Origin of the sequence: Micromonospora sp. DT227, assembly GCF_049841835.1 — a bacterium.
In the GTDB taxonomy this organism is placed as follows: Bacteria; Actinomycetota; Actinomycetes; order Mycobacteriales; family Micromonosporaceae; genus Micromonospora.
On the sequence record NZ_JBNCLA010000001.1, the window covers coordinates 1616371 to 1641188 of the forward strand.

Sequence of the window (24818 nt, forward strand, 5' to 3'; positions counted from 1 at the left end):
CCCGTGCGCTTTTCGCCGCTCCTGCGCCAACCGGAGCCGGGTGAGCGGGCCCACGCGCGTAAGGTGGAAGGCTGCGCAGCCCTTCGTTCGACAGGAGCTTCCATGACCAGCACGCTTCCGGCGGCCCCCAGCGGCGCGCCGTCCGGCGCCCGGCCGAGCACCCTCGCCGAGGGCGACTACAAGGTGGCGGATCTGTCGCTCGCCGAGTTCGGGCGCAAGGAGATCCGGCTCGCCGAGCACGAGATGCCCGGCCTGATGGCGATCCGGCGCGAGTTCGCCGACGCCCAGCCGCTCGCCGGCGCCCGCATCACCGGGTCGCTGCACATGACCGTGCAGACCGCCGTCCTGATCGAGACCCTGGTCGCGCTCGGCGCGCAGGTCCGCTGGGCGTCCTGCAACATCTTCTCCACCCAGGACCACGCCGCCGCGGCCATCGTGGTCGGCGCCGAGGGCACTCCGGAGGCCCCGGCCGGCGTCCCGGTCTACGCCTGGAAGGGCGAGACGCTGGAGGAGTACTGGTGGTGCACCGAGCAGGTGCTCGCCTGGCCCGACGGGCAGGGCCCGAACATGATCCTCGACGACGGCGGCGACGCCACGCTGCTGGTGCACAAGGGCGCCGAGTTCGAGAAGGCCGGCGTCGTGCCGCCGGTCGAGTCCGCCGACTCCGAGGAGTACGCGGTCATCCTCCAGGTGCTGCACCGCTCGCTCGGCGAGGACAACCAGCGCTGGACCCGGATCGCCGCCGGCATCAAGGGCGTCACCGAGGAGACCACCACCGGTGTGCACCGGCTCTACGAGATGCACCGTGCCGGCACGCTGCTCTTCCCGGCCATCAACGTCAACGACTCGGTGACCAAGAGCAAGTTCGACAACAAGTACGGCTGCCGCCACTCGCTCATCGACGGCATCAACCGGGCCACCGACGTGCTGATCGGCGGCAAGATGGCCGTCGTGATGGGCTACGGCGACGTGGGCAAGGGCTGCGCCGAGTCGCTGCGTGGCCAGGGCGCCCGGGTCGTGGTGACCGAGGTCGACCCGATCTGCGCGCTCCAGGCCGCGATGGACGGCTACCAGGTCGCCACGCTGGACGACGTGGTCGAGCAGGCCGACATCTTCATCACCGCGACCGGCTGCTTCGACGTGATCACCAACGAGCACATGGCCCGGATGAAGCACCAGGCCATCGTGGGCAACATCGGCCACTTCGACAACGAGATCGACATGGCCGGCCTGGCCAAGCGCGGCGACGTGACCCGGGAGAACATCAAGCCGCAGGTCGACGTGTGGCGGTTCGACGACGGCCACGCCATCATCGTGCTCTCCGAGGGTCGCCTGCTGAACCTGGGCAACGCCACCGGGCACCCGAGCTTCGTGATGTCGAACTCGTTCGCCAACCAGACCATCGCCCAGATCGAGCTGTTCACCAAGACCGACGAGTACCCGATCGGCGTCTACGTGCTGCCCAAGCACCTGGACGAGAAGGTCGCCCGGCTGCACCTGGACGCGCTCGGCGCCAAGCTGACCACGCTGACCAAGGAGCAGGCCTCCTACCTGGGCGTCTCCCAGGAGGGCCCGTTCAAGCCGGAGCACTACCGCTACTGAGTTCCACTCCCGGAAGGGACCGGGGTCGGCCGCCGCGCGGCCGTCCCGGTCCCTTCTCGCGTACGCGGGGACGAACGGGTCCTCCGGCCCTGTCCGATCCGGCCGGCCCGGGACGAGGCTGGGACGACGGTCGCGGCCGGCGGGGTGACGTTGCCGTGAACAACTTGACGCCGTGCCGGAACAGGAGCAAGGTATGGCTGCCCTAAGTTAACTGAGGCATGCCTGACCGACTACGGAGTTACGGATGTTCGCCACGTACCTGATCGGCCTGCGGGAGGGCCTGGAAGCGACCCTGGTGGTCAGCATCCTGGTCGCCTTCCTGGTGAAGTCGCAACGGCGTGACCGGCTGCCCCAGGTCTGGGCCGGCGTCGGCCTGGCCGTGGTGCTCTCCGTCGTCTTCGGCTCGCTGATCCAGTACACCTCGACCTCGCTGCTGCGGACCTCCGAGTCGCGCGAGTTCTTCGAGGCGGTGACCTCGGTCGCCGCCGTCGTGTTCGTGACCTGGATGATCTTCTGGATGCGCCGGGCGGCCCGCTCCATCGCGGGCGAGCTGCGCGGGAAGCTCACCGAGGCGCTCGCCGTCGGGTCGCTGGCGGTCGCCGGCATGGCCTTCCTCGCGGTGGTCCGGGAGGGCCTGGAGACCGCGCTGATCTTCTACGCCGCGGCCGAGAGCGTGGCCGGCGGCACCGGCGCGGGCTCGCTGCTCGCCCTGGTCGGCGGCATCGCCACCGCCGTGGTGATCGGCTTCCTGCTCTACCGCAGCGCCCTGAAGATCAACCTGAGTCGCTTCTTCACCTGGACCGGCGCGCTGCTGATCCTGGTCGCCGCCGGCATCCTCAAGTACGGCGTGCACGACTTCCAGGAGGCCGGCGTGCTGCCCGGCCTGAACAACCAGGCCTTCGACATCTCCGCCACGCTCGACCCGAACGCCTGGTACGGCGCGCTGCTCGCCGGCATGTTCAACATCACCGCCGCGCCGACCGTGCTGGAACTGATCGCCTGGGTCGCGTACGCGGTGCCGGTGTTGGTGCTCTTCCTGCGCAAGCCGGCCGCGCCGGCCAAGCCCCCCGCCGCCCCGGCCGCCAACGCGCCGACCGCCGCCCCGGCAGCCGCCAACGCGCCGACCGCCGCCCCGGCCGGGAACGCGCCGGCCGAGTCCACCGCGACCACCCCCGAGCCCGCGCCGGCAGCGGTCGACGCCGCCGCCGTCCCGTCCCCGCGCGCCTGACCGCCCGTTTCCGAGGAGATCCCGCACCGATGCGTACCACTCGATTCGTCGCGCCCGCCGCCGCCGGGTTGCTCGCCGTCGCCGGCCTGACCGGTTGCGGCGGTGGTGACGACGCCGACGCGACCGCCGGCGGCCCGATCGCCGTCAAGGCGACGGACAGCGCCTGCGAGGTCGGCAGCACCGAGATCGACGCCGGTCAGGTGACGTTCAAGGTGACCAACAACGGCTCCAAGGTCAACGAGTTCTACGTGTACGCCGCCGGCGACCGGGTGATGGGCGAGGTGGAGAACATCGCCCCCGGGCTGAGCCGGGAGCTGCGCGTCGAGCTGCCCGCCGGGACGTACGAGACCGCCTGCAAGCCGGGGATGAGCGGCCGGGGCATCCGGGGCGCGCTGAAGGTCAGCGGCACCGCCGCGAGCGTCGCGCCGGACGCCGCGCTCACCGAGGCCACCGCCAGCTACCAGCGCTACGTGCGCAGCCAGACCGCCGCGCTGCTGACCAGGACCGAGGAGTTCGTGGCCGCGGTCAAGGGCAACGACGTGGCCAAGGCCAAGGCGCTCTACCCGGTGGCCCGCACCTACTGGGAGCGGATCGAGCCGGTCGCGGAGAGCTTCGGCGACCTCGACCCGAAGATCGACGGTCGCGAGGAGGTGGTCGAGGAGGGCATGGAGTTCACCGGCTTCCACCGGATCGAGAAGGACCTCTGGACCACCGGCGACATCAGCAAGGACGGCCCGATCGCCGACCAGCTCCTGGTCGACGTCAAGGCGATCGTGGCCAAGGCCGACGCCGAGAAGCTCACCCCGCTCCAGCTCGCCAACGGCGCCAAAGCACTGCTCGACGAGGTTGCCAGCGGCAAGATCACCGGCGAGGAGGAGCGGTACTCGCACACCGACCTCTGGGACTTCAACGCCAACCTGGAGGGCTCGAAGGCCGCCGTCGGCGCGCTGCGCCCGGCCCTGGAACAGCGCGCGCCCGACCTGGTCAAGCAGCTCGACGCCGAGTTCGCCAACGTGGAGGCCGCGCTCGGCAAGCACCGGGCCGGGGACGGCTGGAAGCTGCACACCCAGCTCAGCAAGACCGAGCTGAAGGAGCTGTCGGACAGCATCAACGCGCTGGCCGAGCCGGTCAGCAAGATCGCGGCGGCCGTCGCGCGATGAGCACCCCGGCCGGCGGTGACGCGACGAGCGAGCCGAACAGCGAGCAGCCCGGTCGCGGGATCTCCCGCCGGCGGGCGATGACCCTGGCCGGTGTCGGCGCGGCCGGTGTCGGCGCGGTGGCGGCCGGCGCGGGCGCGCTGATCGCCGGTGGCGGCCAGGCGTCGGCCACCGAGACGGCCGCCGGGGCGGTGCCGTTCCTCGGCGAACACCAGGCCGGCATCACCACCGCGGCCCAGGACCGGCTGCACTTCGTCGCGTTCGACGTGGTCACCAAGGACCGGGACCGGCTGGTCGCGATGCTCCAGGAGTGGACCGCCGCCGCGGCCCGGATGACCGCCGGCAAGGACGCCGGGCTGATCGGTGCGGTCGGTGGCGTGCCGGAAGCCCCGCCGGACGACACCGGCGAGGCGCTCGGGCTGCCCCCGTCGCAGCTCACCGTCACGGTCGGCTTCGGCCCGTCGCTGTTCCGCGACGCCCAGGGCCGGGACCGGTTCGGCATCGCCGACCGCCGCCCCGCCGCGTTGGCCGACCTCCCGCACTTCGCCGGCGACGCGCTCAAGCCGGAGCTGTCCGGCGGCGACATCTGCGTCCAGGCCTGCGCCAACGACCCGCAGGTGGCGGTGCACGCCATCCGTAACCTGGCCCGGATCGGCATGGGCGTGGTCAGCGTCCGCTGGTCGCAGCTCGGGTTCGGGCGTACCTCGTCGACGTCGCGGGACCAGGCCACGCCGCGTAACCTGTTCGGCTTCAAGGACGGCACCGCCAACCTCAAGGCCGAGGACGCCGACCTGCTGCGCGAGCAGCTCTGGGTGCAGCCCGGCGACGGCCCGGACTGGATGGCCGGCGGCTCCTACCTGGTCACCCGCAAGATCCGAATGCTGATCGAGACCTGGGACCGCAGCCCGCTGGCCGAGCAGGAGATGATCACCGGCCGGACCAAGGGCAGCGGCGCCCCGCTCGGCCGGCGCGACGAGTTCGACGAGCCGGACTTCGCCGCCAAGGGCGACGACGGCGAGCCGATCATCGCGCCGACCGCGCACGTGCGACTCGCCCACCCGGACCAGAACGGCGGCGCCCGCCTGCTGCGTCGCGGCTACAACTTCGTGGACGGCTCGGACGGGCTGGGCCGGCTCGACGCCGGGCTGTTCTTCATCGCCTACCAGCGGGACCCGCGCAAGCAGTTCGTGCCGATCCAGACGCGGCTGGCCCGCAACGACGCGATGAACGAGTACCTCCGCCACGTCTCCAGCGGCCTGTTCGCCTGCCCGCCGGGCGTCCGCGACGCCGCCGACTGGTGGGGCCGGACACTGTTCTCCTGAGCCGGCCCGGTCTCCCGAGCTGCCCCGGTCTCCTGAGCCGGCCCGGTCCCTGAGCCGGCCTGCCGCGCTCAGCGGCGTACCGGATCGGGCCCGGCGGGTTCCGGCGCGGCCCGCCGCAGCGGAACGCCGGGCGTCGCGGCCGGGGCCGGGGCCAGCTCCGGCCAGAGCGCGCCGCTGACCGCGCGGGCCCGGCCCAGCCGGTACCCGGCCCGTCGCCTGCGCTCGGCCAGCACGGCGGCCAGGTACGCCCACTCCGGCGCGGTCCACGGCGGCGGCGGTGACGTCACCGCGGCCACCTCCGCCCACAGCTCCCGGCCCAGCCGCACCCGGTCCGCGGCGGCGAGCTGGGGGAGCCGGTCCACGTACTGCCGGACGGCCAGGGCGAGCCCGTCGTCCACCCGGGTCAGGTCCAGCGTGCCCGCCCAGGCGAGCAGCGGCGGCACGGCCGGCGGCAACGGCCGCCACACCGACGCGCCCCGGGTGTGCACCACGAGCGTGCCGGCCACCAGGTCGCCCAGCCGTCGGCCGCGCTGGTCGGTGAGCATCACCGTCACGGTCGCCGCCCAGCTCAGCAGCGGCAGCACCAGGCCGGGCCACTCCACCGCGACGCCCACCAGCGCCCGGGCCAGCGACTGCCCGACCCCGACCGGCCCGCCGTCGGCCCGTACCACCCGCAGTCCCACCGCCAGCTTGCCCACCGTCCGGCCGCCGACGAACCGCTCCATCACCACCGGGTAGCCGACCAGCACCAGCACCAGCAGCACGACCTGGAGGCCGCCGGCCAGCGCGGCGTCCATCAGGTCCGGCGGCAGCGCGAGCACCAGCATGGACAGCGCCGCACCGAGCACCAGCGCCAGGCCGAGCTGGACGACCAGGTCGATCAGCAGGGCGAGCACCCGGGAACCCAGCCGGGCGGCCCGGACGTCCAGTTCCACCGCCTCGCCGCTGACCAGACCGGCGTCGGCCCACCGGGAGGGCGGGGGAGGTTGCGCGCGCACCCCGACAGTGAACACCATGAACGAGTGGATCTCGACGCGTACGTGGCGGAGCACGGTGTGCAGTGGCGGCGGCTGAAGCAGTTGACCGGCCGGCGCCGGCTGGACGCGGCCGAGGTCGACGAGTTGGTCTCGCTCTACCAGAGCACCGCCACCCACCTGTCCGTGCTGCGCAGCCGCGCCCCCGAGCCGGCGCTGCTCGGTCACCTGTCCCACCTGGTCCTGGCCGCCCGCGCCCGGATCATCGGCCGGCCCCGGCCGTCCTGGGCGGCGGTACGCCGGTTCCTGCTGGCCGACCTGCCGGCCGCCCTCTACCGGGCCTGGCCCTGGTGGTGCGGCGTCGCCACCGGCTTCAGCGCGTTGAGCGTCTTCCTCATCTGGTTCGTCGCCGGCCACCCGGACACCGCCGCCGCGTTCATCGGCGCCGAGTCGGCCCGGCAGCTCGTCGACTCCGGCTTCGCCGGCTACTACACCGAGTTCGCCGCGCCGACGTTCGCGTTCCACCTGTGGACGCACAACGCCTGGCTGGCGGCCCAGTGCCTGGCCGCCGGCGTGCTGGTGGTGCCGGTGTTCTGGCTCCTGTGGCAGAACGCGCTGAACATCGGCGTGGTGGGCGGCGTGATGGTCTCCTACGACCGGGCGGACGTCTTCTTCGGCCTGATCACGCCGCACGGCCTGCTGGAGCTGACCGGCATCTACGTCGCCGCCGGGGTCGGGCTGCGCACCGCCTGGGCGTGGATCGCCCCGCCCGCGCACCTCGGGCGCGGCCGGGCGGTCGCCGAGGCGGGGCGGTCGGCCATGGTGGTCGCGGTCGGCCTGGTCGGGCTGTTCGCCGTCTCCGCGCTGCTGGAGGCGTTCGTCACCCCGGCGCCGGTGCCGACGGCCGTGCGGGTCGCGGCCGGCGCCACCGTCTGGGCCGCCTTCCTGGCGTACGCGCTCATCCTGGGCCGCCGCGCCGCGTCCTCCACTCCGCGCACCCTCCGCCACTGACCGCAGATTCACGGAAACAGTGGCTGTGGAGCCCGCGAGAGCCACTGTTTCCGTGAATCAGGGCGGAGGAGCCCCGGGGGTGGGGTCAGAGCTGGCCGAGGGACTTCAGGTGTAGGTAGGTGTCGGCCACGGTGGGGGCCAGTCGGTCGGCGGGGACGTCCACCACTGTCACGCCGTGGCGGGACAGCGCGGCCCGCACCCGGTCCCGCTCGGCCAGCGCCCGCCACGCCGACGCGGCCGCGTACGGGTCGTCGGGGCCGACCGGGGTGGCGGTGGCGAGCCCGGCCAGCACCGGATCGTGGGTGGCCGCCAGCACCACCCGGTGCCGGGCGGCCAGCCGCGGCAGCACCGGCAGCAGCCCTTCCCGGAGCGCGCCCGCGTCCAGCGCGGTGAAGAGCACCAGCAGGCTGCGCTGCCGCTCCCGGCGCAGCAGCTCACCGGCGATCAGCTCGAAGTCCGTCTCGACAAGCGCCGGCTGGAGCGGCGCCATCGCCTCGACCAACCGGGTGAGCAGCGCCGGCCGGTTGCCGCCGGTCACCCGGGCCCGTACGGCGGTGTCCACGGCGAGCAGGTCCACCCGGTCACCGGCGCGGGCGGCCAGCGCGGTGAGCAGCAACGCCGCGTCGATCGCGGTGTCCAGCCGGGGTTCGTCGCCGAGCCGGACCGCCGAGGTGCGGCCGGTGTCCAGCACGCAGACGAGCCGCCGGTCCCGCTCCGGTCGCCAGGTGCGCACCAGCACGTCGGCGCGGCGCGCGCTGGCCCGCCAGTCGATCGACCGGACGTCGTCGCCGACGGCGTACTCGCGCAGGGTGTCGAACTCGGTGCCGTGGCCGCGTCCCCGGGTCACCTGGACGCCGTCGATGATCCGCAGCCGGGCCAGCTTCTCCGGCAGGTGCCGGCGGGAGTCGAAGCGGGGCAGCACGCGCAGCGTCCACGGTGGCGTGCCGGGCCGTTCGGCGCGCTGCCGGAAGCCCAGGCGCATCGGCCCCAGCGAGCGGACGGTCAACGCCACCGCCGGCCGGTCGCCGCGCCGGGTCGGGGTGAGGTGGACCGGCAACGTGGCCGTGCCGCCGGGCGGGACCGTGAGCGTCTCCCGTGGCGACCGCCCGGGACGCGCCCCGGCGGACGGCACCCACGCGTCGCGGACCTGGGCGTGCAGCGTCCGGTCCGTGGGGTTGGCCAGGTGCAGGGTGACCGTGGCGGTGCCGCCGAGCCGGACGGTCCGGTCGCCGGTGCGGGTGGCGGTGAGCGCCTGCGGCGGGGCGGCGAGCGCCCGGTCCAGGGCGACCAGCAGCAGCACCGTCGCGGTCAGCACGGCGACGCCGAGAAACGGCGCCGGCCAGGCCGGCAGCGTTCCGGCGCCGGCCGCGAGCAGCAGGCCCGCCCGCCAGGTCATCGCGGCGTCGGCACGGTGGCCAGCACCGAGTCGAGCACGGCGTCGGCCGTCACGCCCTCCAGTTCCACCTCCGGTCGCGGCCGGAGCCGGTGCCGGAGCGTCGGGCGGGCCACCGCCTTCACGTCGTCCGGCGTGACGTGGTCGCGGCCGGCCAGCCAGGCCCACGCCTTGGCGGTGGCGAGCAGCGCGGTCGCGCCCCGGGGCGAGGCGCCCAGCTCCAGCGCGGGAGCGGCCCGGGTGGCCCGGCAGAGGTCCACGATGTAGCCGAGCACCGGCTCGGCCACGTGCACGGCGTGCGCCTGCGCACGGGCGGCGGCCAGGTCGGCCGCGCCGGCCACCGGGCGTACGCCGGCGGCGCGCAGGTCGCGTGGGTCGAAGCCGGCGTGGTGCGCGCGGAGCACACCCAGTTCCTCGTCCCGCCCCGGCAGCGGCACGGTCAGCTTGAGCAGGAAGCGGTCGAGCTGCGCCTCGGGCAGCGGGTAGGTGCCCTCGTACTCGACCGGGTTCTGGGTGGCCGCGACGATGAACGGCTCGGGCAGCGGACGGCGCTCGCCCTCGACGGTGACCTGCCGTTCCTCCATCACCTCCAGCAGCGCGGACTGCGTCTTCGGCGGGGTGCGGTTGATCTCGTCGGCGAGGAGCAGGTTGGTGAAGACCGGCCCCTCGCGGAACGTGAACGCGGCGGTGTGCGGGTCGAAGATCAGCGAGCCGGTGACGTCGCCGGGCATCAGGTCGGGAGTGAACTGCACTCGTTTGGCGTCCAGGTCGAGCGCGGCGGCGAGCGTGCGCACCAGCAGCGTCTTGGCCACCCCCGGAACGCCCTCCAGCAGCACGTGCCCCCGGCAGAGCAGCGCGATGACCAGGCCGGTGACCACCGCGTCCTGGCCGACCACGGCCTTGGCCACCTCGGCGCGCAGCCGGTGCAGGGCGGCGCGGGCGTCGGACGGGGCGGCGGGCGACTCGGCGGCGATGACGGGTCCGGTCACCGGGGTTCTCCTTCGCTCGGGGGCGGGGCCAGGGTACGGGTCAGCGTGTCCAGCGCCCGGGCCAGCTCCAGCAGCTCCCGGTCGTCGTCCGGGGCGGGGCCGTGCAGCAGCCCGGCCACCCGCTCCGGGTCGTCGCCGGTCGCCGCCGCGACCCGGGCCGCCACCTCGTCGTCCGGGGTGTCGGGCGGCAGGTTGAGCCGGGGCAGGACGCGGTCCCGGGCGGCGGCGCGCAGCGTCGCGGCGACGGTGTCCCGGGCGCCGGCCCGCCGGTAGAGGCGGGCCCGGCCGCGGACGGTCTCGGCGGCGCGGACGGTCACCGGCAGCGGCTCCGTCACCGGTGGCCCGAGGCGGCGGGCCCGCCAGAGCACCACCAGCAGCCCGGCCAGCGCGAGCTGCGCCAGGATCGCCCAGAACCAGGCCGGGAACGCGTCCCACAACGGGTTGTCGGCGCGCCGCGGCGGGTCCGCCCGGTCGGGGCGCTCGGCGGTGCGGCGGGGCGTCGGCGGAGCCTCGGTCTCGGTGGTCCGCGACGCGCCGGTCCCGGTCGGGGCCGGGTCGGGCGCGGGCAGGTCCAGCCAGACCAGCGGACGACCGGTGGCGCCGAGCAGGCCGGTGGCGAGGTCCCGGTTGCCCCACTCGTCGATCCGGTCGTTGCGGAACGGGTCGCTGGCGCCCACCAGCACCACCTCGGTGCCGGCCGGGATCCGGAGCAGCGCGCCGCCGTAGCAGCGGTCGGCGCGCTCGGGCCCGGCGTACCGCTGGTGGTCGACCGCGGCGGTGCCGGCGCGGACCGCCTCGGGCAGCCGGCACTCCGCGCCCCCGGCATCCGGTGGCAGCGCCCGGGTGGCCCACCGGCGACCGGCCGGCTCGACGGACGTGCCCAGCTCGGCCAGCACCCGGCGGGACGGCTCGACGAGCACCAGCCGGCTGCCGGGCGGCAGTGCGGTCAGCCCGGTGAGCGTGTCCGGGTGCACCAGGTCGGGTGCGGGCACGAAGAGCGTGCTCGGTGCCACGCGGGCGGCCCGCAGCGCCCCGGCGGTGTCGGTCTCCCGGCGTAGCGGCACGCCCTGCGCGTGTAGCTCCTCGGCGAGCCGGCTGCCGCCGTCGTCGTCGCCGGCGACGGGGGAGAGGAAGCCGCGCTCGTCCGGGTCGGGCTGGTCGACCGCGTGCAGCACCACGGTGGCCCCGATCAGCAGCGTGGCCAGCCCGAGCGGGACGACGGTGCGGTGCCACCGGCGACGGGACGCCGGCGGGGCCGCGGGCCGGGCCGGGGCGGGGGCGACGGTCACCACGTGTCCTCCTCGCCGGTCAGTTCGCGGCGCAGCTCGGCGGCGAGCGCGCGCATCCGCTGGTCGTGGCCGGCGGTGGCGGGACGCTGGGCGTACCAGAGGTCGGAGAAGATCGTGCCGGCGGCGTGCAGGGTGGGCCGTACCGCCGGGCGGGTCCGGGCCGCCGCCTCGGTCAGCTCGGTGACGGTGAGTCCGGCCCGTGGCTCCACCACCTGCCGGGTGATCAGGAGCCGGACCATGTCCCGGAGCCGTTCCCGCACCGCCTCGGCGTAGCGACCCTCGGCGGCCAGCCGGTCGGCCGTCGCCGGGCCGCCGACGGGTGCCGGCGGCGCGGACCGGGGCGCGGGGACGCGCACCGGCGGGTCGGGCCGCTGCCGGCGGGCGGGACGGCGCAGGCGCATCCGGGGCAGGCGCATCCGGGGCAGGCGGAGCCGGGGCAGTCGCGGTCGGGGCAGCCTGATCCGGGGCAGCCTGATCCGGGGCAGTCGGCGGGGCACCCAGGCCGGGAAGGAGTGCCAGGCCAGCGCCGTCAGCAGCGCGGCGGCCAGCAGGAGCAGCGCGACCAGCGGCAGCGGCACCACGTCGCCCAGCGCGGCCACCGTCTCGGTCCACCAGCGGCTCACCGCTCGACCGCCAGCAGCACCGGCTCCGGGACGCCGGCCGGCGCCCGGGAGAGCCGGATGTCCAGCCCCTCGGTGCGCATCCGGGTCTCCAGGTGCAGCACCGCGTCCAGGCAGGCCAACGCCGGGTACGCGAGCGCGTTCACCGCCGCCTGCGCGACGACGGCGACCGGCAGCGCCCAGGCCGACACGTCGAACAGGTCGAGCAGCCCGAGACCGTAGGGGACGCCCAGCCCGATGCCGACCCGGACCAGCCACCAGCCCAGGTAGCCGAGCAGCCGGACGGCGGCGGCGCGCCCGCCCACCCGGCCGGCCAGCCGGATCGCCCGTCCCGGTGCCCGGTGCGTCGGCACCCCGTCCAGCACGAGCACCGGCACCACGAGGCCGAGCAGCCCGTACGCGACGAACCAGGCGGGCCCGGCCAGCCCGGCGAGGCCGACGGCGAGCCCGACCGAGCCCGCGGCCAGCAGCGTCGCGCCCGGACGGGCCTCGTGGAGCAGCTCCGACGGCGCGCGGCGGTGGCCGAGCAGCGCCGCCGCGCCGCCCCGCGCGGCCGGGTTGCCCAGCAGCGCGATGATCGCCGCCTCGGTGCCGGCGCCGGCCGCGAGCAGCAGCCAGTACCAGCCGAACGACTCCCCGCCGGCGGGCCACCAGCCGGGCGGGTGCGCGCCGGCGAGCAGCCGCACCGGGTACAGCACGGCCTGCTCGACGAGGGCCAGCGCGACGGCGAGCGGCAGCAGCACCCGGGCCTGGTCGCGGAGCAGCAGCACGGCGGCGTCGAGCAGCTCACCCACGGTCAGCGGACGGCGCGGGAGCACCGCGGTCGGGCCGACGTCGGACACGCGTACTCCCGGGCGGGCAGGGCAGCAGAGGTGGCGGGCGGCGGGGCACCCGGGGGATCATGGTTGCACGGCGGGTCCGCATCCGGTGGACCCGTCCGTCGCGGCGCGCCACGCTGGTGACCACGCCGTCAGCTGTGGTGCGGGGGCGCGCTCGGCGCTACCGTGCCGGGAAAGACTCCGACCCTCCAGATGAACGGGGATGGAACGATAAACCCCATGAGAGCCCGCGTACTCGTGGTCGACGACGACCCCGCCCTTGCCGAGATGCTCGGCATCGTGTTGCGCAGCGAGGGCTTCGTGCCGTCCTTCGTCGCCGACGGAGAACGGGCATTGGCCGCGTTCCGCGACAGCCGGCCCGACATCGTCCTGCTCGACCTGATGTTGCCGGGCATGAGCGGCATCGACGTGGCCCGTGCGATCCGCGCCGAGTCCGGGGTGCCGATCGTGATGCTGACCGCCAAGAGCGACACGGTCGACGTGGTGCTGGGGCTGGAGTCCGGCGCCGACGACTACGTGGTCAAGCCGTTCAAGCCCAAGGAGCTGGTGGCCCGGATGCGGGCCCGGCTGCGTCGCGGCGAGGACGTCGCGCCGGAGCTGCTCACCATCGGCCCGCCCGGCAACCAGATCACCATCGACGTGCCGGCGCACACGGTCAGCCGGGACGCCGAGGAGGTCAAGCTGACGCCGCTGGAGTTCGACCTGCTGGTCGCGCTCGCCCGCAAGCCCCGCCAGGTGTTCACCCGGGAGGTGCTGCTGGAGCAGGTGTGGGGGTACCGGCACGCCGCCGACACCCGGCTGGTCAACGTGCACGTGCAGCGGCTGCGGGCCAAGATCGAGCCGGATCCGGAGCGACCCGAAATCATCCTCACGGTCCGGGGCGTGGGCTACAAGGCGGGCACCGGATAACCTGGTCAGCACTGTGCTGACCGCCCCGCTGCCCGACCCGCCGACCGCCTCGCCCCGCCGGCTACGCGCCGCGCGGGCGCTCTGGCGCGCGTTGGCCGGCCGGTCGACGCGGTTCGCCGCCGGCGTGCGCCAGGCCTGGCGGCGGTCGCTCCAGGTGCGCGTGGTCACCATCACACTTGTGGCGTCGAGTCTGCTGGTGGGCGGTTTCGCCTACCTGATCGCCGACAAGATCACCAACATCCTGCTGGAGAACGCCGAGACCGACGTGCGGATGCGGCTGAGCAACGGCAGCGAGTACGCGGCGAAGCAGTTCAACCTCTACAGCCAGCCGCAGGAGGCCCAGCTCCAGGACACCATCGACGGCACGGTCAACTACCTGGCCGGCGGGGACCCGGCGCAGACCAGCGGCGTGGTGGTGGCGATCACCGCCGACAACTTCGCCGAGTTCATCGAGCCCCGCGTCTCCCCGGACGTGCCGGTGCGCCCGGTGATCGGCGACGAGCTGCGGGCCACCGTGGCGTCCGGCAAGGTGGCCCACCAGATCCGCACCGGCACGCTCGGCGACGACCGCACGAAGTACCTGGTCTACGGCTCCCCGGTGCCCACCCGGTTCGGGCAGGTCGAGCTCTACTACCTCGTACCCCTGGCCCGGCAGGACGCCACCGCGGCGGACGCCCGGGCCACCGTGGTCGCCACCGGCGTCGCGCTGGTGCTCCTGCTCGGCCTGCTGGCCGCGCTGGTGACCCGGCTGGTGGTGACGCCGGTCCGGGTGGCCGCGCGCACCGCCCAGCGGCTCTCCGCCGGTCTGCTCGACCAGCGCATGGTGGTCTCCGGTGAGGACGACCTGGCCCTGCTCGCCGCCTCGTTCAACCAGATGGCGACCAACCTGCAACGGCAGATCCTCCGGCTGGAGGAGATGTCCCGGCTGCAACGCCGGTTCACCTCGGACGTCTCGCACGAGCTGCGGACGCCGCTGACCACGGTCCGGATGGCGGCCGACCTGATCTTCGCGGAACGGGACGAGTTCGATCCGGCGGTGGCGCGCAGCGCCGAGCTGCTCCAGGCCGAGCTGGACCGGTTCGAGGAGCTGCTCACCGACCTGCTGGAGATCAGCCGGTTCGACGCCGGTTTCGCCGTGCTGGACAGCGAGCCGACCGATCTGGTGCCGGTGGTGCACCGGGTGGTCGAGCGCCTGGCCGGGCTGGCCGAGCGGGTCGGGGTGACCATCGAGCTGGACCTGCCGGACGCTCCGGTGATCGCCGAGGTGGACCCGCGCCGGGTCGAGCGGGTGCTGCGCAACCTGGTCGGCAACGCGGTCGAGCACGGTGAGGCCAAGCCGGTGCGGGTCACGCTGGGCGTCGACCAGAGCGCGGTGGCGATCACCGTGCGGGACCACGGCGTCGGGCTCAAGCCGGGGGAGGAGAAGCTGGTCTTCAACCGGTTCTGGCGGGCCGACCCGTCCCGGGCCCGGCAGACCGGCGGCACCGGCCTGGGCCTGTCGATCAGCGTGGAGGACGCCCGGTTGCACGGCGGCTGGCTGGAGGCGTGGGGCGCACCCGGGCAGGGCGCGCAGTTCCGGCTCACGCTGCCGGCGCGGGCCGGCGACCGACTGACCACCTCGCCGTTGCGGCTGGTGCCGGCCGACGCGGCTCTGCCGTTCGGCGGCCCCCGCGACGGTGGCCTGCTCGCCATCGGTCCGGGCAGCGGCGCCGGCGCGCTGGCCGTCGGCCCCGCCGACGACTCCGCGCGGATGGAGGTGGGGCCGTGAACGTGCCCCGGCGACTGCTGGCCGTGCTGCTGGCCGGCGTCCTGCTGCCGGCGGGGTGCGGCATTCCGGCCCAGACGGACGTCCAGGTCGACGGTTCGGTGCCGGCCGGCGAGGCCGGCTCGCTCAACGGCCCGCCGGCCTCGCCGCCCGCGCCGACCGACAGCGACGAGCCGGTGCCGTTCATCGAGAACTACCTGAGCGCGGCGGCTGCCGGAGAGCGCGACCAGGCGTACACCCGGGCCCAGAAGTTCCTCGCCCCGGAGGCCCGGGAACTGCTGCCCGGCAAGCCGCAGACCAGCGAGGTCGAACTCACCGTGGTCCGGCTGCGGGCGAAGGAGAGCACCCCGCCGAACAACCAGGGCACCAGCCGGGTCACGATCAAGGTGCAGCAGGTCGGGGTGCTGCGGGCCGACGGCACCCTCGGCCCGCCGGGGGCCACCGAGACCGAGTACGTCTTCCAGTTGCGGCGGGCCGAGCCGGCCGGGACCGGGCTGCTGATCACGAGCCTGCCGAACGTGCTGCTGACCAGCGACACGGCGCTGCGCCAGTACTACCGCACGCGCACCGTCTACTTCTGGAACTCCGACCTGACCCGGCTGGTGCCCGACCTGCGCTACCTGCCGTCGTCGGTGTCGGCCGAGCGGCGCGTCACCGAGGTGGTGAAGTGGCTGGCCGGTGGCCCGTCCGACTGGCTGGAGTCCGGGGTGACCGGGCTCCCGGACGGCACCCGCCCGATCAACAACGCCACCGGCGCGGACTCCCAGTGGGAGGTCAACCTGACCATGCCGGGCGCCAACGAGGGTCGGTTGGCCCGGCTCGGCACCCAGCTCGCCTGGTCGTTGCCGGAGTTGACCGGGCAACTCGAGCTGAAGATCCAGAACCAGAAACGGCTCAGCGTCGACCTGGAGCGGGAGCGCGACACCCATCCCGCGTACCCGAGGGGCGCGAATCCCACCCGGTTCAGCGTCTACGACGGCGTCATCCATCCACTCGCCATCGGCACCGAGCAGCGGGCCGTCGTCCCGTTGCCGGCCGCGGAGAACCGGAACGTGGTCTCGGCGACCCTCGCCCGCGCCGAGGACCAGGTGCTGGCCGCGCTGGTGGTGACCGGGGCGGACCGGCGGCTCCGGCTCAAGGTGGGCACCGGGCCGGAACCGGTGGCGGTGTTCAACACCAGCGACCCGAAGGCCGGGTTCCAGACGATGAGCCGGCCCACCTGGCTGCGCTCGCTGGCCACGGACCATCCGGCGGGTCTGGTGGCGGCCGACGGCAAGCTCTACCGGTTCGACGGTACGGCCACGCTGAGCCCCGTCCCGCTGAACGTCTCCGGAAGCGTCGTGGCGGTCGCCGCTTCCCTCGACGGCCACCGGATCGCGCTGGTCAGCGGCGGCGCGGTCTACGTGGCGCCGGTGAGCGTGGAGGGCGGCGTGGTCACCCTGGGCCAGCCCCGCCGGCTGCCCACGCTGCTCACCGGCGTGACGGCGGTCGACTGGATCGCGGAGGACCAACTGGTGATCGCCGGCAACGACCCGGACCGGCGTTCGGCCATCCACCAGCTCAGCATCGACGGCGGCCTGGGCTCCACGCTGAAGTCCGGGATCGGCGCCGCGGTGACCCAGTTGGCGGGATACCCGGGCGGCGGTGGTGGCGGGCTGCCCGCGCTCTCGTTCATGTTCGAGACCGCCGGCAGTGCCTGGCGGAACAACCCGTTCGACCTCGTCACGCCGGAGCAGGTGCTGGACCTGCCGGCGGGCGGCCGGCCGGCCAACCCGACCGCACCGTTCTTCTTCTACTGAGATGCCGGTGCCGGACCTGGGCGGCCTCTGGTCGGACCTGACCGATCTGGTGCTGCCCACCGGGTGCGCCGGGTGCGCGGTCCGCTCCCCGGCGCTGCGGCAGGGCTTCTGCCCGCGCTGCGTGGCCGAGCTTCAGGCGCTGCGGCCCGCGTCGACCCGGCCCGATCCGGCCCCACCCGGCCTGCCGCCCTGCGTCGCCCTCGGCCCGTACGGCGGGGCGCTGCGCGAGGGGTTGCTGGCGTACAAGGAACGGGGCCGACACGGGTTGGCCCGGCCGTTGGGCGCGTTGCTGGCCGAGGTGGTGGCGGTGGCGGTGGGCCGGCCCGGCCCGGTGACGCTGGTGGCGGTGCCGGACACCACCCGCGCGGCCCGGGCCCGGTACGGCGACCACCTGGAGCGGCTGGTCCGGCCCGCCGCGGCCCGGCTGCGCGCGGCCGGCTGGCCGGTTCGTGTGCTGCGACCGCTGCGGGCGCTGCCCCGGCCGGACTCGGTGGTGCTGGACAGCGCCGGCCGGGCCGCGGCGGCGGAGGCGGCGTTCCGGTTGCGCCGGCCGGGGACGGCGGCGCCGGCGGGGACGGTGGTGCTGCTCGACGACATCGTCACCACCGGTGCCACGCTGGCGGCGGTGAGCCGGAAATTGCACCGCGCGGGAATGACGCCAAAGGTCGCGGCGGTGCTCGCCGCAACGCAAAAGCGGCGGCCTCGGTGACGCTTCGTGGTTCCGTTTCACCCCATGGTGTATGAGGTGTTAATTTTCCCGACCGCTCTCGACAACCGGGGGTGACTGGTGACCGAACAGGAGTTAGCGTTTCCGTGTCGGGGGTAGTGAGGATGCCAACCTTCCCCCGGCACTGGAAGGAGGCGTAGCCGTACATCACCGGTCGACGCCGAGCGGGGCCGTCCCAGGCGCGTCGACCGGAAGATCCGGACCGAACGACCGTCCGAACAAGGGAGGTCACGTGGACATCGTGGTCAAGGGCCGTAACGTCGAAGTGCCGGACCATTACCGGGTGCACGTAGCCGAAAAACTCGCGAAGATCGAACGCTACGACCACAAACTCATTCGCGTGGATGTCGAGTTGTTCCACGAGCGCAATCCGCGCCAGGCCGACCACTGCCAGCGGGTGGAGATCACCTGCGTGTCGCGGGGCCCGGTGATCCGGGCCGAGGCCTGCACGAACGACTTCTACAGCGCGCTCGACGCCGCCATCGCCAAGCTGGACACCCGGTTCCGCCGCGCGGCCGACCGCCGCCGGGTGCACCGCGGGCGGCACGCGCCGCTCTCGGTGGCCGCCGCGACCGCCGGGCTGCCGGTGGCCGACCTCGACGGGCCCGGGCTGGCGTCGCTGAACGGGCACGCCACGGCCACCGCCGTGGCGGAACGCCCCGACGCCGCCGGCTACGAGGAACCCGACGACCAGCCGTGGCACATCGCCCGGGAGAAGGTCCACCCCGCCGAACCGATGACCGTCGACGACGCGCTGTTCCAGATGGAACTGGTCGGCCACGACTTCTACCTGTTCCTGGACAAGGAGTCCGGCCGTCCGAGCGTGGTCTACCGTCGACGCGCCTACGACTACGGGATCATCTCGCTCGACACCTGACCCTTGGCCGACGACCCGGAGCCCCCGCCCGCCGGCGGGGGCTCCGTCTCACTGCGCGTCCGAGGCCAGCCGACCGAAGATCACCGTGTCGGTGCGGGTGCCGGCCAGGCCGGGCAGCCGCCCGCGCAGCAGGCCCTCCCGCTGGAAACCGGCCCGCTCCAGCACCCGCTGGGAGGCGACGTTCTCCGGTCGGGTGCCGGCCCAGAGGCGGGCCACCCCGACGCCGAAGGCCCAGTCGGCGACGAGCCGGACCGTCCCGCTGGCCAGCCCCCGGCCGCGGGCCTCGGGCAGCAGGCTGTAGCCCAGCATCGCCTGACCGGTGGCCGGCTCGTCGTACGCCAGCAGGCAACCGCCCACGGGCGTGCCGGTGGCGGCGTCGACGACGGTCAGGTCGGCGGCGTCGCCGGCCAGCCAGTGGCTCGCCGCGAGCCGGCACCGGCGGGCGATCGACGCCCGGTCCGGCGGCGCCGGCGGCACCCGGCTCGCCACCACCTCCGGCAGCGTGTGCAGCCGGTACATCATGTCCTCGTCCGCCGGTTCGACGCGGCGCAGCGTCACCACGCCGTCGGTGAGCCGGCCGTCGGGCAGGTCCGGCAGCGGCCGGGCGGTCGGCCCGGGCGGGTCGTCGGCCAGCCGCGCCCAGACGACCAGGTCGGGGCGGACGCCGTCGCGTGGCGTGCCGGCGCCCCGCCGTACGCCCTCGCGCCGGTAGCCGCAGGTCAGCGCCGTCCGCTGGCTCGGCACGTTCTCCTGGTGGGTGAGCAGTTCCAGCCGGGCCGCGCCGGCGGCGAAGGCCCGCTCGGTCAGCAGCCGGGTGGCGGCGGTCGCCACGCCCCGGCCGCGCGCCGACGGCCCCACCCAGTAGCCGATCTCGTAGGTCGCCCGCTCGGCGCTGAGCCGGGTCAGGCCGATGCTGCCCAGCAGCCGGTCGGTGACCGGGTCGGCGATCGTGTACGCGGCCCCGCCCGCCGCCCGGGCGGCCGGTGCCCCTTCGGTGATCCACCACCGCGCGCTGTCCGCGTCGTACGGGTCGGGCAGCCGCGGGATGAACCGCCGGGTCTCCGGGTCGGCGCAGCCGGCCACCGTCCCGGGCACGTCCGCCGGGTCGCAGGGGCGCAGCCGGACCCCGTACCCCTCGATCGTCTCCGGGGTCACACCAGGTCCTGGGGCAGCAGGCCGCCGATCCACATGTCCTGCCGTTCGCCGCGGTGCTGGACGCCGCCGCGCAGCGTGCCCTCGACGGTGAAGCCGGCCTTCTCGGCCGCCCGCCGGGACGCGGTGTTGCCCACGTTGGCCCGCCACTCGACCCGGGCCAGGCCGAGCGTGGTGAACCCCCAGGCGCAGAGCGCGGTGAGCGCGGCCGGCAGGTAGCCCCGCCCCCGGGCGGCCGGGGCGGTCATGAAGCCGACGTCGGCGACCAGCGGGTCGGTGGGGAGGATGCGCAGGTCGATCGAGGCGACGTAGTGGTCGTCCGGGTCGGCCACCGCGAACATCGCGGCGGTGCCCCGGGCCCAGGCCGGCCGCACCAGGTCCCGCAGGTAGCCCTCGGCGTCCTCCGGTCGGTAGGGGTGCGGCACCGTGGTCCAGCGCACCGTCTGCTCGTCCTGACAGGTGCGGGTGATGTCGGGGAGGTCGCGTTCCTCGAGCGGGCGCAGCCGCAGCTCGGTGCCGCCGGCGGTGGCGAACAGGACGGGCTGCGGCCGGCCGAAGACGGCCGCCCGGCGGGCCTGGAGCGTGGTCGGACCGTACGGGACCGGGTCGCCCGGCGCGGCCAGCCCGGTCGGGAGCAGCGAGCCGATCCACCCCTCCGGCCGGCCGCCGTCGGCCGGGTGGGCCAGCCGCAGCTCTCCCTCGACCCGGAAGCCGGCCCGCAGCGCGACCAGCCGGGACGCGTGGTTGCCGATCTCGGCCTGCCAGGTCAGCCGGCGCAGGCCGAGCGCGTCGAACGCCCAGCGGGCGACCGCGCGGACGGCGCGGACCGCGACGCCCCGGCCCCGCGCCCAGGGCGCGGTCCAGTAGCCGACCTCGGCCGAGTCGAGCGCGCGGTCGACGGAGACCAGGCCGCACGAGGCGAGCAGCTCGCCGCTGTCGGCGTCGCAGACCGCGAACGGCGCGCCGGCACCCGTCGCCCAGGCCGTCGCGGCGACCGTGGTCACGAACGCGAGGGCGTGTTCGGGCCGGTACGGGCGAGGTACGGTGGTCCAGCGCTGGATGTCCGGGTCCTGGCAGGCGCGGTGCACCGCGTCGGCGTCCGCCGCCCGCCAGGGGCGCAGCAACAGCCCGTCCTCGATGATCTCCACAGGCTCCATCCGAGCCATGGTGCCGGATCGTTCGCGGACGGCGTAACCCGATTAGCGGTTGCTGCCCGCGTGCCCGCGGCGTTATGTCGGGTTCCCGGGTTCGGACCGCCGCCACCAGTGACCATCGCCGCGTCGGAGCGCCTACGATGGTTCGAGACCGTCTAGGGGAGCGTTGATCCGTGTCGATTCTGGAAAAGGTCCTTCGCGCCGGCGAGGGCCGCATGGTGCGTCGGCTGAAGGCCATCGCGGCCGCCGTCAACTCGATCGAGGACGACTACGTCAACCTCGACGACGACGAGCTGCGCGGCATGACCGACCAGTTCAAGGAGCGGCTCGCCGACGGCGAGACCCTCGACGACCTGTTGCCCGAGGCGTTCGCGGTGTGCCGTGAGGCCGCCTCGCGGGTGCTCGGTCAGCGCCCCTACGACGTCCAGGTGATGGGCGGCGCGGCGCTGCACTTCGGCAACATCGCCGAGATGAAGACCGGTGAGGGCAAGACGCTGACCTCGGTCATGCCGGTCTACCTGAACGCGCTCGCCGGCAAGGGCGTGCACGTGATCACCGTGAACGACTACCTGGCCGAGCGCGACGCCGCGTGGATGGGCCGGGTGCACGAGTTCCTCGGGCTCACCGTCGGGGTGGTGCTGCCGAACCGGCCCTCCACCGAGCACCGCGCGGCCTACGAGTGCGACATCACCTACGGCACCAACAACGAGTTCGGCTTCGACTACCTGCGCGACAACATGGCCTGGTCGAAGGAGGAACTGGTCCAGCGCGGCCACTTCTTCGCGGTGGTCGACGAGGTCGACTCGATCCTCATCGACGAGGCCCGCACCCCGCTGATCATCTCCGGGCCGGCCGAGCACTCCGCCCGGTGGTACCAGGAGTTCGCCGGGGTGGTGGCCCGGCTCCAGCCCGGCACCGACGGCGAGGGCGACTACGAGGTCGACCACGCCAAGCGCACCATCGCGGTCAGCGAGCGCGGGGTGGCCCGGGTCGAGGACCGACTCGGCATCGACAACCTCTACGAGTCGGTCAACACGCCCCTGGTGGGCTACCTGAACAACGCCATCAAGGCCAAGGAGCTCTACAAGCGCGACAAGGACTACATCGTCAGCGACGGCGAGGTCCTGATCGTCGACGAGTTCACCGGCCGCATCCTGCACGGCCGCCGCTACAACGAGGGCATGCACCAGGCGATCGAGGCCAAGGAGGGGGTGGAGATCAAGCAGGAGAACCAGACCCTGGCCACCATCACCCTCCAGAACTACTTCCGCCTCTACGAGAAGCTGTCCGGCATGACCGGCACCGCGCAGACCGAGGCGGGCGAGTTCAACAAGGTCTACAAGGTCGGCGTCGTGTCCATCCCGACGCACCGGCCGATGGTCCGGATGGACAAGCCCGACGTCATCTACAAGACCGAGAAGGCCAAGTTCAACGCCGTGGTGGAGGACATCGCCGAGCGGCACGAGCAGGGCCAGCCGGTGCTGGTCGGCACCGTCTCGGTGGAGAACTCCGAGATCCTGTCGCACATGCTGCGCCGCCGCGGCATCCCGCACGCGGTGTTGAACGCGAAGTTCCACGCCAAGGAGGCGGAGATCGTCGCCCAGGCCGGGCGCAAGGGCGCGGTCACGGTCGCCACCAACATGGCCGGCCGGGGCACCGACATCCTGCTCGGCGGCAACCCCGAGTTCCTCGCCGCCAACGACCTCCGCCAGCGCGGCCTCGACCCGGTCGAGCAGCCGGAGGAGTACGCCAAGGCGATGGAGGAGATCCTCCCGACCTGGAAGCAGGCCTGCGACGCCGAGGCGGAGGAGGTCGCCGCCGCCGGTGGGCTCTACGTGCTGGGCACCGAGCGGCACGAGTCCCGCCGGATCGACAACCAGCTCCGCGGCCGGGCCGGCCGGCAGGGCGACCCGGGCGAGTCCCGGTTCTACCTGTCGCTCCAGGACGAGCTGATGAAGCGGTTCCGCGCGGGCGCGGTCGAGGCGGTGATGGACCGCTTCAACATCCCGGAGGACGTGCCCATCGAGTCGAAGATGGTCACCCGCCAGATCAAGAGCGCCCAGGCCCAGATCGAGGGCCAGAACGCCGAGATCCGCAAGAACGTCCTGAAGTACGACGAGGTGCTCAACAAGCAGCGCCAGGTGGTCTACGCCGAGCGCCTCCGGGTGCTCAACGGCGAGGACCTCTCCGACCAGGTCCGCAACATGATCGACGACACGGTCGGCGCGTACGTGGTGGGCGCCACCAGCGACGGCTACGCGGAGGACTGGGATCTCGACCAGCTCTGGTCCAGCCTGAAGCAGCTCTACCCGGTCGGCGTCACGGTCGAGGAGCTGGAGGAGGAGGTGGGCTCCCGGGCCGGCCTCGACCAGGACTTCCTGCTCGCCCGCCTCAAGGAGGACGCGCACGCCGCGTACGACCGGCGCGAGGAGACCCTCGGCGAGGAGGCGGTCCGCCAGTTGGAGCGGATGGTCCTGCTCCAGGTGATCGACCGCAAGTGGCGCGAGCACCTCTACGAGATGGACTACCTCCAGGAGGGCATCAGCCTGCGGGCGTACGCCCAGCGCGACCCGGTCATCGAGTACCAGCGCGAGGGCTTCGACATGTTCGCCACCATGATGGACGGCATCAAGGAGGAGACGGTCGGCTTCCTCTACAACCTCGACGTGCAGGTCGAGGAGGCCGCGCCGGAGGCCGAGGAGGTGGCGCTGCTGGAGAAGCCGGTGGAGATCCGGGCCAAGGGTCTCAACCGCACGCCGCAGCAGCAGGGTCTGCAATACTCCGCGCCCGCCGTCGACGGCGAGGCCGGTCGCGGCGCCCCGGTGATCGAGCGGGTCGAGCAGCAGGCGCCGGCGCTGGGCATCGGCCAGCCCGCGCCGGAGCGCCCGGCCGCCTCGACGCCGCGCCGGACTCCGGCCGGGGCGAGCGGCCAGGCGGCTGCCGCGAGCAGTGCCGCCCGGCGCTCCGCGTCCCCCCAGGTCGACGGCGGTGAGGGCCCGTCGCGGAACGCGCCCTGCCCGTGCGGCTCCGGCCGCAAGTACAAGCGCTGCCACGGCTCGCCCAACGGCGGCAACTGACCCCAGCGCTAGCCCGACGGGCCCCGGCCACCGGCCGGGGCCCGTCGGCGTCAGGTGGCCCGTCGGGGCTCCTGTCTGCGCTGGTGTGCGTAGGTCGACCTGTGAGTGGGGTCGTCAAGGAGTCCGCGATGTGGTTGATCATGAGGTTGACGGCATCAATGGAGATCAACACTGCCGTCAACCTCATGATCACGGCCGCGGAGGCGGGGGTGCTGCCGATTGACGAGGAGGGCGGGTCAGAGCACGTCCAGGACGAGGCAGAGCCAGTTGCCGCGGCGGTGTTCCAGGCGCACGGCGATGGCCCAACCGGTGCCGCCCATACCGGCGAACACGGCGGTGGCCTCCACCGCGCCGGCCCGGGGTTCACAGACGCGCAGCCGGCGCAGGAGCAGGGCCGGCCGGGCGCTGCGGCGGCGGACCGGGGTGACCCGGCGGGCCGCCCGGGTCAGCTCGGCCGACACCTGGGCGGCGGCCTCGGGCAGGCAGAGCGGCCGGAGCTGCCCGGGCGGCCGGAAGCCGTTGACGATCTCCAGGAACGTGCGCACGAACCGGTGGGCCGCCCGCGCAGCCTCGGGCGTGGCGGCGGCGAGGGTGGACGGTGGTGGCCCGGCGGCCGGCTGCGCGTCGCCGTCCCCGCTCGCGCCGGCGTCGCAGAGCGTGCTGCCCTCGCCCGGGGCGGTGCGGGGCGCGCCGGAGACGGACCAGCGCGGCCAGCTGGGAGCGCGGTCCGGAGCCCGGTTGGCGGGCCGGTCGGATTCCCGGCGACGCCTGTCGACCAGGTCGAGCGCGAGCTGGCCGACGTGGCTCCAGACCGCGTCCTCGTCGGTGCAGGGCGGGTCGAGCGGCGGGGCGGGGCGGAGACGGACCGGTGGACGCGGTGCCCGGGGACGGCGGGTGTCAACCATGTCAGCCCTCGAATCCTACGTTTGCCTGT

The 24818-nt window shown here is 74.1% G+C and carries 20 protein-coding genes; 11 read left to right on the forward strand and 9 right to left on the reverse strand.

Going from position 1 to position 24818, the window contains the following annotated elements:
* Nucleotides 1-102 precede the first annotated feature (102 nt).
* The 4 genes from ahcY to efeB all read left to right on the forward strand — a co-directional run bounded on the left by ahcY (nucleotide 103) and on the right by efeB (nucleotide 5309).
* Nucleotides 103-1602, forward strand: coding sequence for an adenosylhomocysteinase (gene ahcY, locus ACLQ2W_RS08250; RefSeq protein WP_425785868.1), 1500 nt, complete (start codon nucleotides 103-105; stop codon nucleotides 1600-1602).
* A gap of 244 nt (nucleotides 1603-1846) precedes the next feature.
* A complete protein-coding gene (gene efeU / locus ACLQ2W_RS08255) occupies nucleotides 1847-2830 on the forward strand; it encodes an iron uptake transporter permease EfeU (RefSeq protein ID WP_425785869.1) in 984 nt (327 codons plus the stop codon).
* 29 nt (nucleotides 2831-2859) lie between these two features.
* Nucleotides 2860-3990 (forward strand): iron uptake system protein EfeO, encoded by a 1131-nt coding sequence (efeO, locus tag ACLQ2W_RS08260; RefSeq protein WP_405092534.1) that lies wholly within the window; start codon nucleotides 2860-2862, stop codon nucleotides 3988-3990.
* The gene (efeB, locus tag ACLQ2W_RS08265; RefSeq protein WP_425785870.1) at nucleotides 3987-5309 is read left to right on the forward strand and encodes an iron uptake transporter deferrochelatase/peroxidase subunit; all 1323 of its coding nucleotides are present in this window, start codon (nucleotides 3987-3989) and stop codon (nucleotides 5307-5309) included. Before efeO ends, efeB begins: the two co-directional genes overlap by 4 nt.
* 68 nt (nucleotides 5310-5377) lie before the next feature.
* Here the strand turns inward: efeB and ACLQ2W_RS08270 are convergent, their stop codons facing one another.
* A complete protein-coding gene (locus ACLQ2W_RS08270; RefSeq protein WP_425785871.1) occupies nucleotides 5378-6361 on the reverse strand; it encodes an RDD family protein in 984 nt (327 codons plus the stop codon).
* On the opposite strand from ACLQ2W_RS08270, the gene ACLQ2W_RS08275 reads away from it, so the two are divergent.
* Nucleotides 6332-7294, forward strand: a complete 963-nt coding sequence (locus tag ACLQ2W_RS08275; protein ID WP_425785872.1) for a stage II sporulation protein M — start codon at nucleotides 6332-6334, stop codon at nucleotides 7292-7294. The genes ACLQ2W_RS08270 and ACLQ2W_RS08275 overlap by 30 nt on opposite strands.
* Before the next feature lie 85 nt (nucleotides 7295-7379).
* Here the strand turns inward: ACLQ2W_RS08275 and ACLQ2W_RS08280 are convergent, their stop codons facing one another.
* From ACLQ2W_RS08280 to ACLQ2W_RS08300, 5 genes are read right to left on the reverse strand one after another with little or no spacing between them, the layout of a single operon-like run.
* Nucleotides 7380-8690, reverse strand: coding sequence for a DUF58 domain-containing protein (locus ACLQ2W_RS08280; RefSeq protein ID WP_425785873.1), 1311 nt, complete (start codon nucleotides 8688-8690; stop codon nucleotides 7380-7382).
* Entirely contained in the window at nucleotides 8687-9661 is a 975-nt protein-coding gene (locus ACLQ2W_RS08285; RefSeq protein ID WP_425786036.1) for an AAA family ATPase, read from the reverse strand. The genes ACLQ2W_RS08280 and ACLQ2W_RS08285 overlap by 4 nt, the downstream gene beginning before the upstream one ends.
* Before the next feature lie 11 nt (nucleotides 9662-9672).
* Nucleotides 9673-10965, reverse strand: a complete 1293-nt coding sequence (locus ACLQ2W_RS08290) for a DUF4350 domain-containing protein (RefSeq protein ID WP_425785874.1) — start codon at nucleotides 10963-10965, stop codon at nucleotides 9673-9675.
* Nucleotides 10962-11588, reverse strand: a complete 627-nt coding sequence (locus ACLQ2W_RS08295) for a DUF4129 domain-containing protein (protein WP_425785875.1) — start codon at nucleotides 11586-11588, stop codon at nucleotides 10962-10964. Before ACLQ2W_RS08295 ends, ACLQ2W_RS08290 begins: the two co-directional genes overlap by 4 nt.
* Complete coding sequence (locus tag ACLQ2W_RS08300) at nucleotides 11585-12427, reverse strand: hypothetical protein (RefSeq protein WP_425785876.1); 843 nt, start codon at nucleotides 12425-12427, stop codon at nucleotides 11585-11587. The genes ACLQ2W_RS08295 and ACLQ2W_RS08300 overlap by 4 nt, the downstream gene beginning before the upstream one ends.
* Nucleotides 12428-12643: 216 nt before the next feature.
* Here ACLQ2W_RS08300 and mtrA point away from each other — a divergent pair, with 216 nt between their 5' ends.
* The 5 genes from mtrA (at nucleotide 12644) to hpf (ending at nucleotide 18501) form a co-directional block, all read left to right on the forward strand.
* Complete coding sequence (gene mtrA, locus ACLQ2W_RS08305; protein WP_091060316.1) at nucleotides 12644-13333, forward strand: MtrAB system response regulator MtrA; 690 nt, start codon at nucleotides 12644-12646, stop codon at nucleotides 13331-13333.
* Between the two features lie 13 nt (nucleotides 13334-13346).
* Complete coding sequence (mtrB, locus tag ACLQ2W_RS08310; protein ID WP_425785877.1) at nucleotides 13347-15101, forward strand: MtrAB system histidine kinase MtrB; 1755 nt, start codon at nucleotides 13347-13349, stop codon at nucleotides 15099-15101.
* 2 nt (nucleotides 15102-15103) lie between these two features.
* On the forward strand, nucleotides 15104-16897 hold the full coding sequence (locus ACLQ2W_RS08315; protein WP_425786037.1) for an LpqB family beta-propeller domain-containing protein: 1794 nt from the start codon (nucleotides 15104-15106) through the stop codon (nucleotides 16895-16897).
* A 1-nt stretch (nucleotide 16898) separates the two neighbouring features.
* A complete protein-coding gene (locus tag ACLQ2W_RS08320) occupies nucleotides 16899-17606 on the forward strand; it encodes a ComF family protein (RefSeq protein ID WP_425785878.1) in 708 nt (235 codons plus the stop codon).
* 250 nt (nucleotides 17607-17856) lie between these two features.
* Entirely contained in the window at nucleotides 17857-18501 is a 645-nt protein-coding gene (gene hpf, locus ACLQ2W_RS08325) for a ribosome hibernation-promoting factor, HPF/YfiA family (RefSeq protein ID WP_425785879.1), read from the forward strand.
* Nucleotides 18502-18549: 48 nt separating this feature from the next.
* On the opposite strand, the gene ACLQ2W_RS08330 is transcribed toward hpf, so the two are convergent.
* Together ACLQ2W_RS08330 and ACLQ2W_RS08335 are read right to left on the reverse strand one after the other, a co-directional pair.
* The gene (locus ACLQ2W_RS08330) at nucleotides 18550-19656 is read right to left on the reverse strand and encodes a GNAT family N-acetyltransferase (protein ID WP_425785880.1); all 1107 of its coding nucleotides are present in this window, start codon (nucleotides 19654-19656) and stop codon (nucleotides 18550-18552) included.
* Nucleotides 19653-20810 carry a GNAT family N-acetyltransferase gene (locus ACLQ2W_RS08335; RefSeq protein ID WP_425785881.1) on the reverse strand — a complete coding sequence of 386 codons (1158 nt, stop codon included), beginning with the start codon at nucleotides 20808-20810 and terminating at the stop codon, nucleotides 19653-19655. Before ACLQ2W_RS08335 ends, ACLQ2W_RS08330 begins: the two co-directional genes overlap by 4 nt.
* Before the next feature lie 170 nt (nucleotides 20811-20980).
* Between ACLQ2W_RS08335 and secA the strand changes: the two genes are divergently transcribed.
* Nucleotides 20981-23884 (forward strand): preprotein translocase subunit SecA, encoded by a 2904-nt coding sequence (gene secA / locus ACLQ2W_RS08340; RefSeq protein WP_425785882.1) that lies wholly within the window; start codon nucleotides 20981-20983, stop codon nucleotides 23882-23884.
* Nucleotides 23885-24120: 236 nt separating this feature from the next.
* Here secA and ACLQ2W_RS08345 read toward each other — a convergent pair whose 3' ends face one another.
* Complete coding sequence (locus tag ACLQ2W_RS08345; protein ID WP_425785883.1) at nucleotides 24121-24789, reverse strand: Rv3235 family protein; 669 nt, start codon at nucleotides 24787-24789, stop codon at nucleotides 24121-24123.
* Between the last annotated feature and the right edge of the window lie 29 nt (nucleotides 24790-24818).

Bases quoted from the DNA above. Each gene is read 5' to 3' on its own strand.
- efeB (WP_425785870.1), top strand. From the start codon at position 3,987: ATGAGCACCCCGGCCGGCGGTGACGCGACGAGCGAGCCGAACAGCGAG.
- ACLQ2W_RS08280 (WP_425785873.1), bottom strand. From the start codon at position 8,690: ATGACCTGGCGGGCGGGCCTGCTGCTCGCGGCCGGCGCCGGAACGCTG.
- mtrA (WP_091060316.1), top strand. From the start codon at position 12,644: ATGAGAGCCCGCGTACTCGTGGTCGACGACGACCCCGCCCTTGCCGAG.
- efeU (WP_425785869.1), top strand. From the start codon at position 1,847: ATGTTCGCCACGTACCTGATCGGCCTGCGGGAGGGCCTGGAAGCGACC.
- ACLQ2W_RS08345 (WP_425785883.1), bottom strand. From the start codon at position 24,789: ATGGTTGACACCCGCCGTCCCCGGGCACCGCGTCCACCGGTCCGTCTC.
- efeO (WP_405092534.1), top strand. From the start codon at position 2,860: ATGCGTACCACTCGATTCGTCGCGCCCGCCGCCGCCGGGTTGCTCGCC.
- ACLQ2W_RS08320 (WP_425785878.1), top strand. From the start codon at position 16,899: ATGCCGGTGCCGGACCTGGGCGGCCTCTGGTCGGACCTGACCGATCTG.
- ACLQ2W_RS08335 (WP_425785881.1), bottom strand. From the start codon at position 20,810: ATGGAGCCTGTGGAGATCATCGAGGACGGGCTGTTGCTGCGCCCCTGG.
- ahcY (WP_425785868.1), top strand. From the start codon at position 103: ATGACCAGCACGCTTCCGGCGGCCCCCAGCGGCGCGCCGTCCGGCGCC.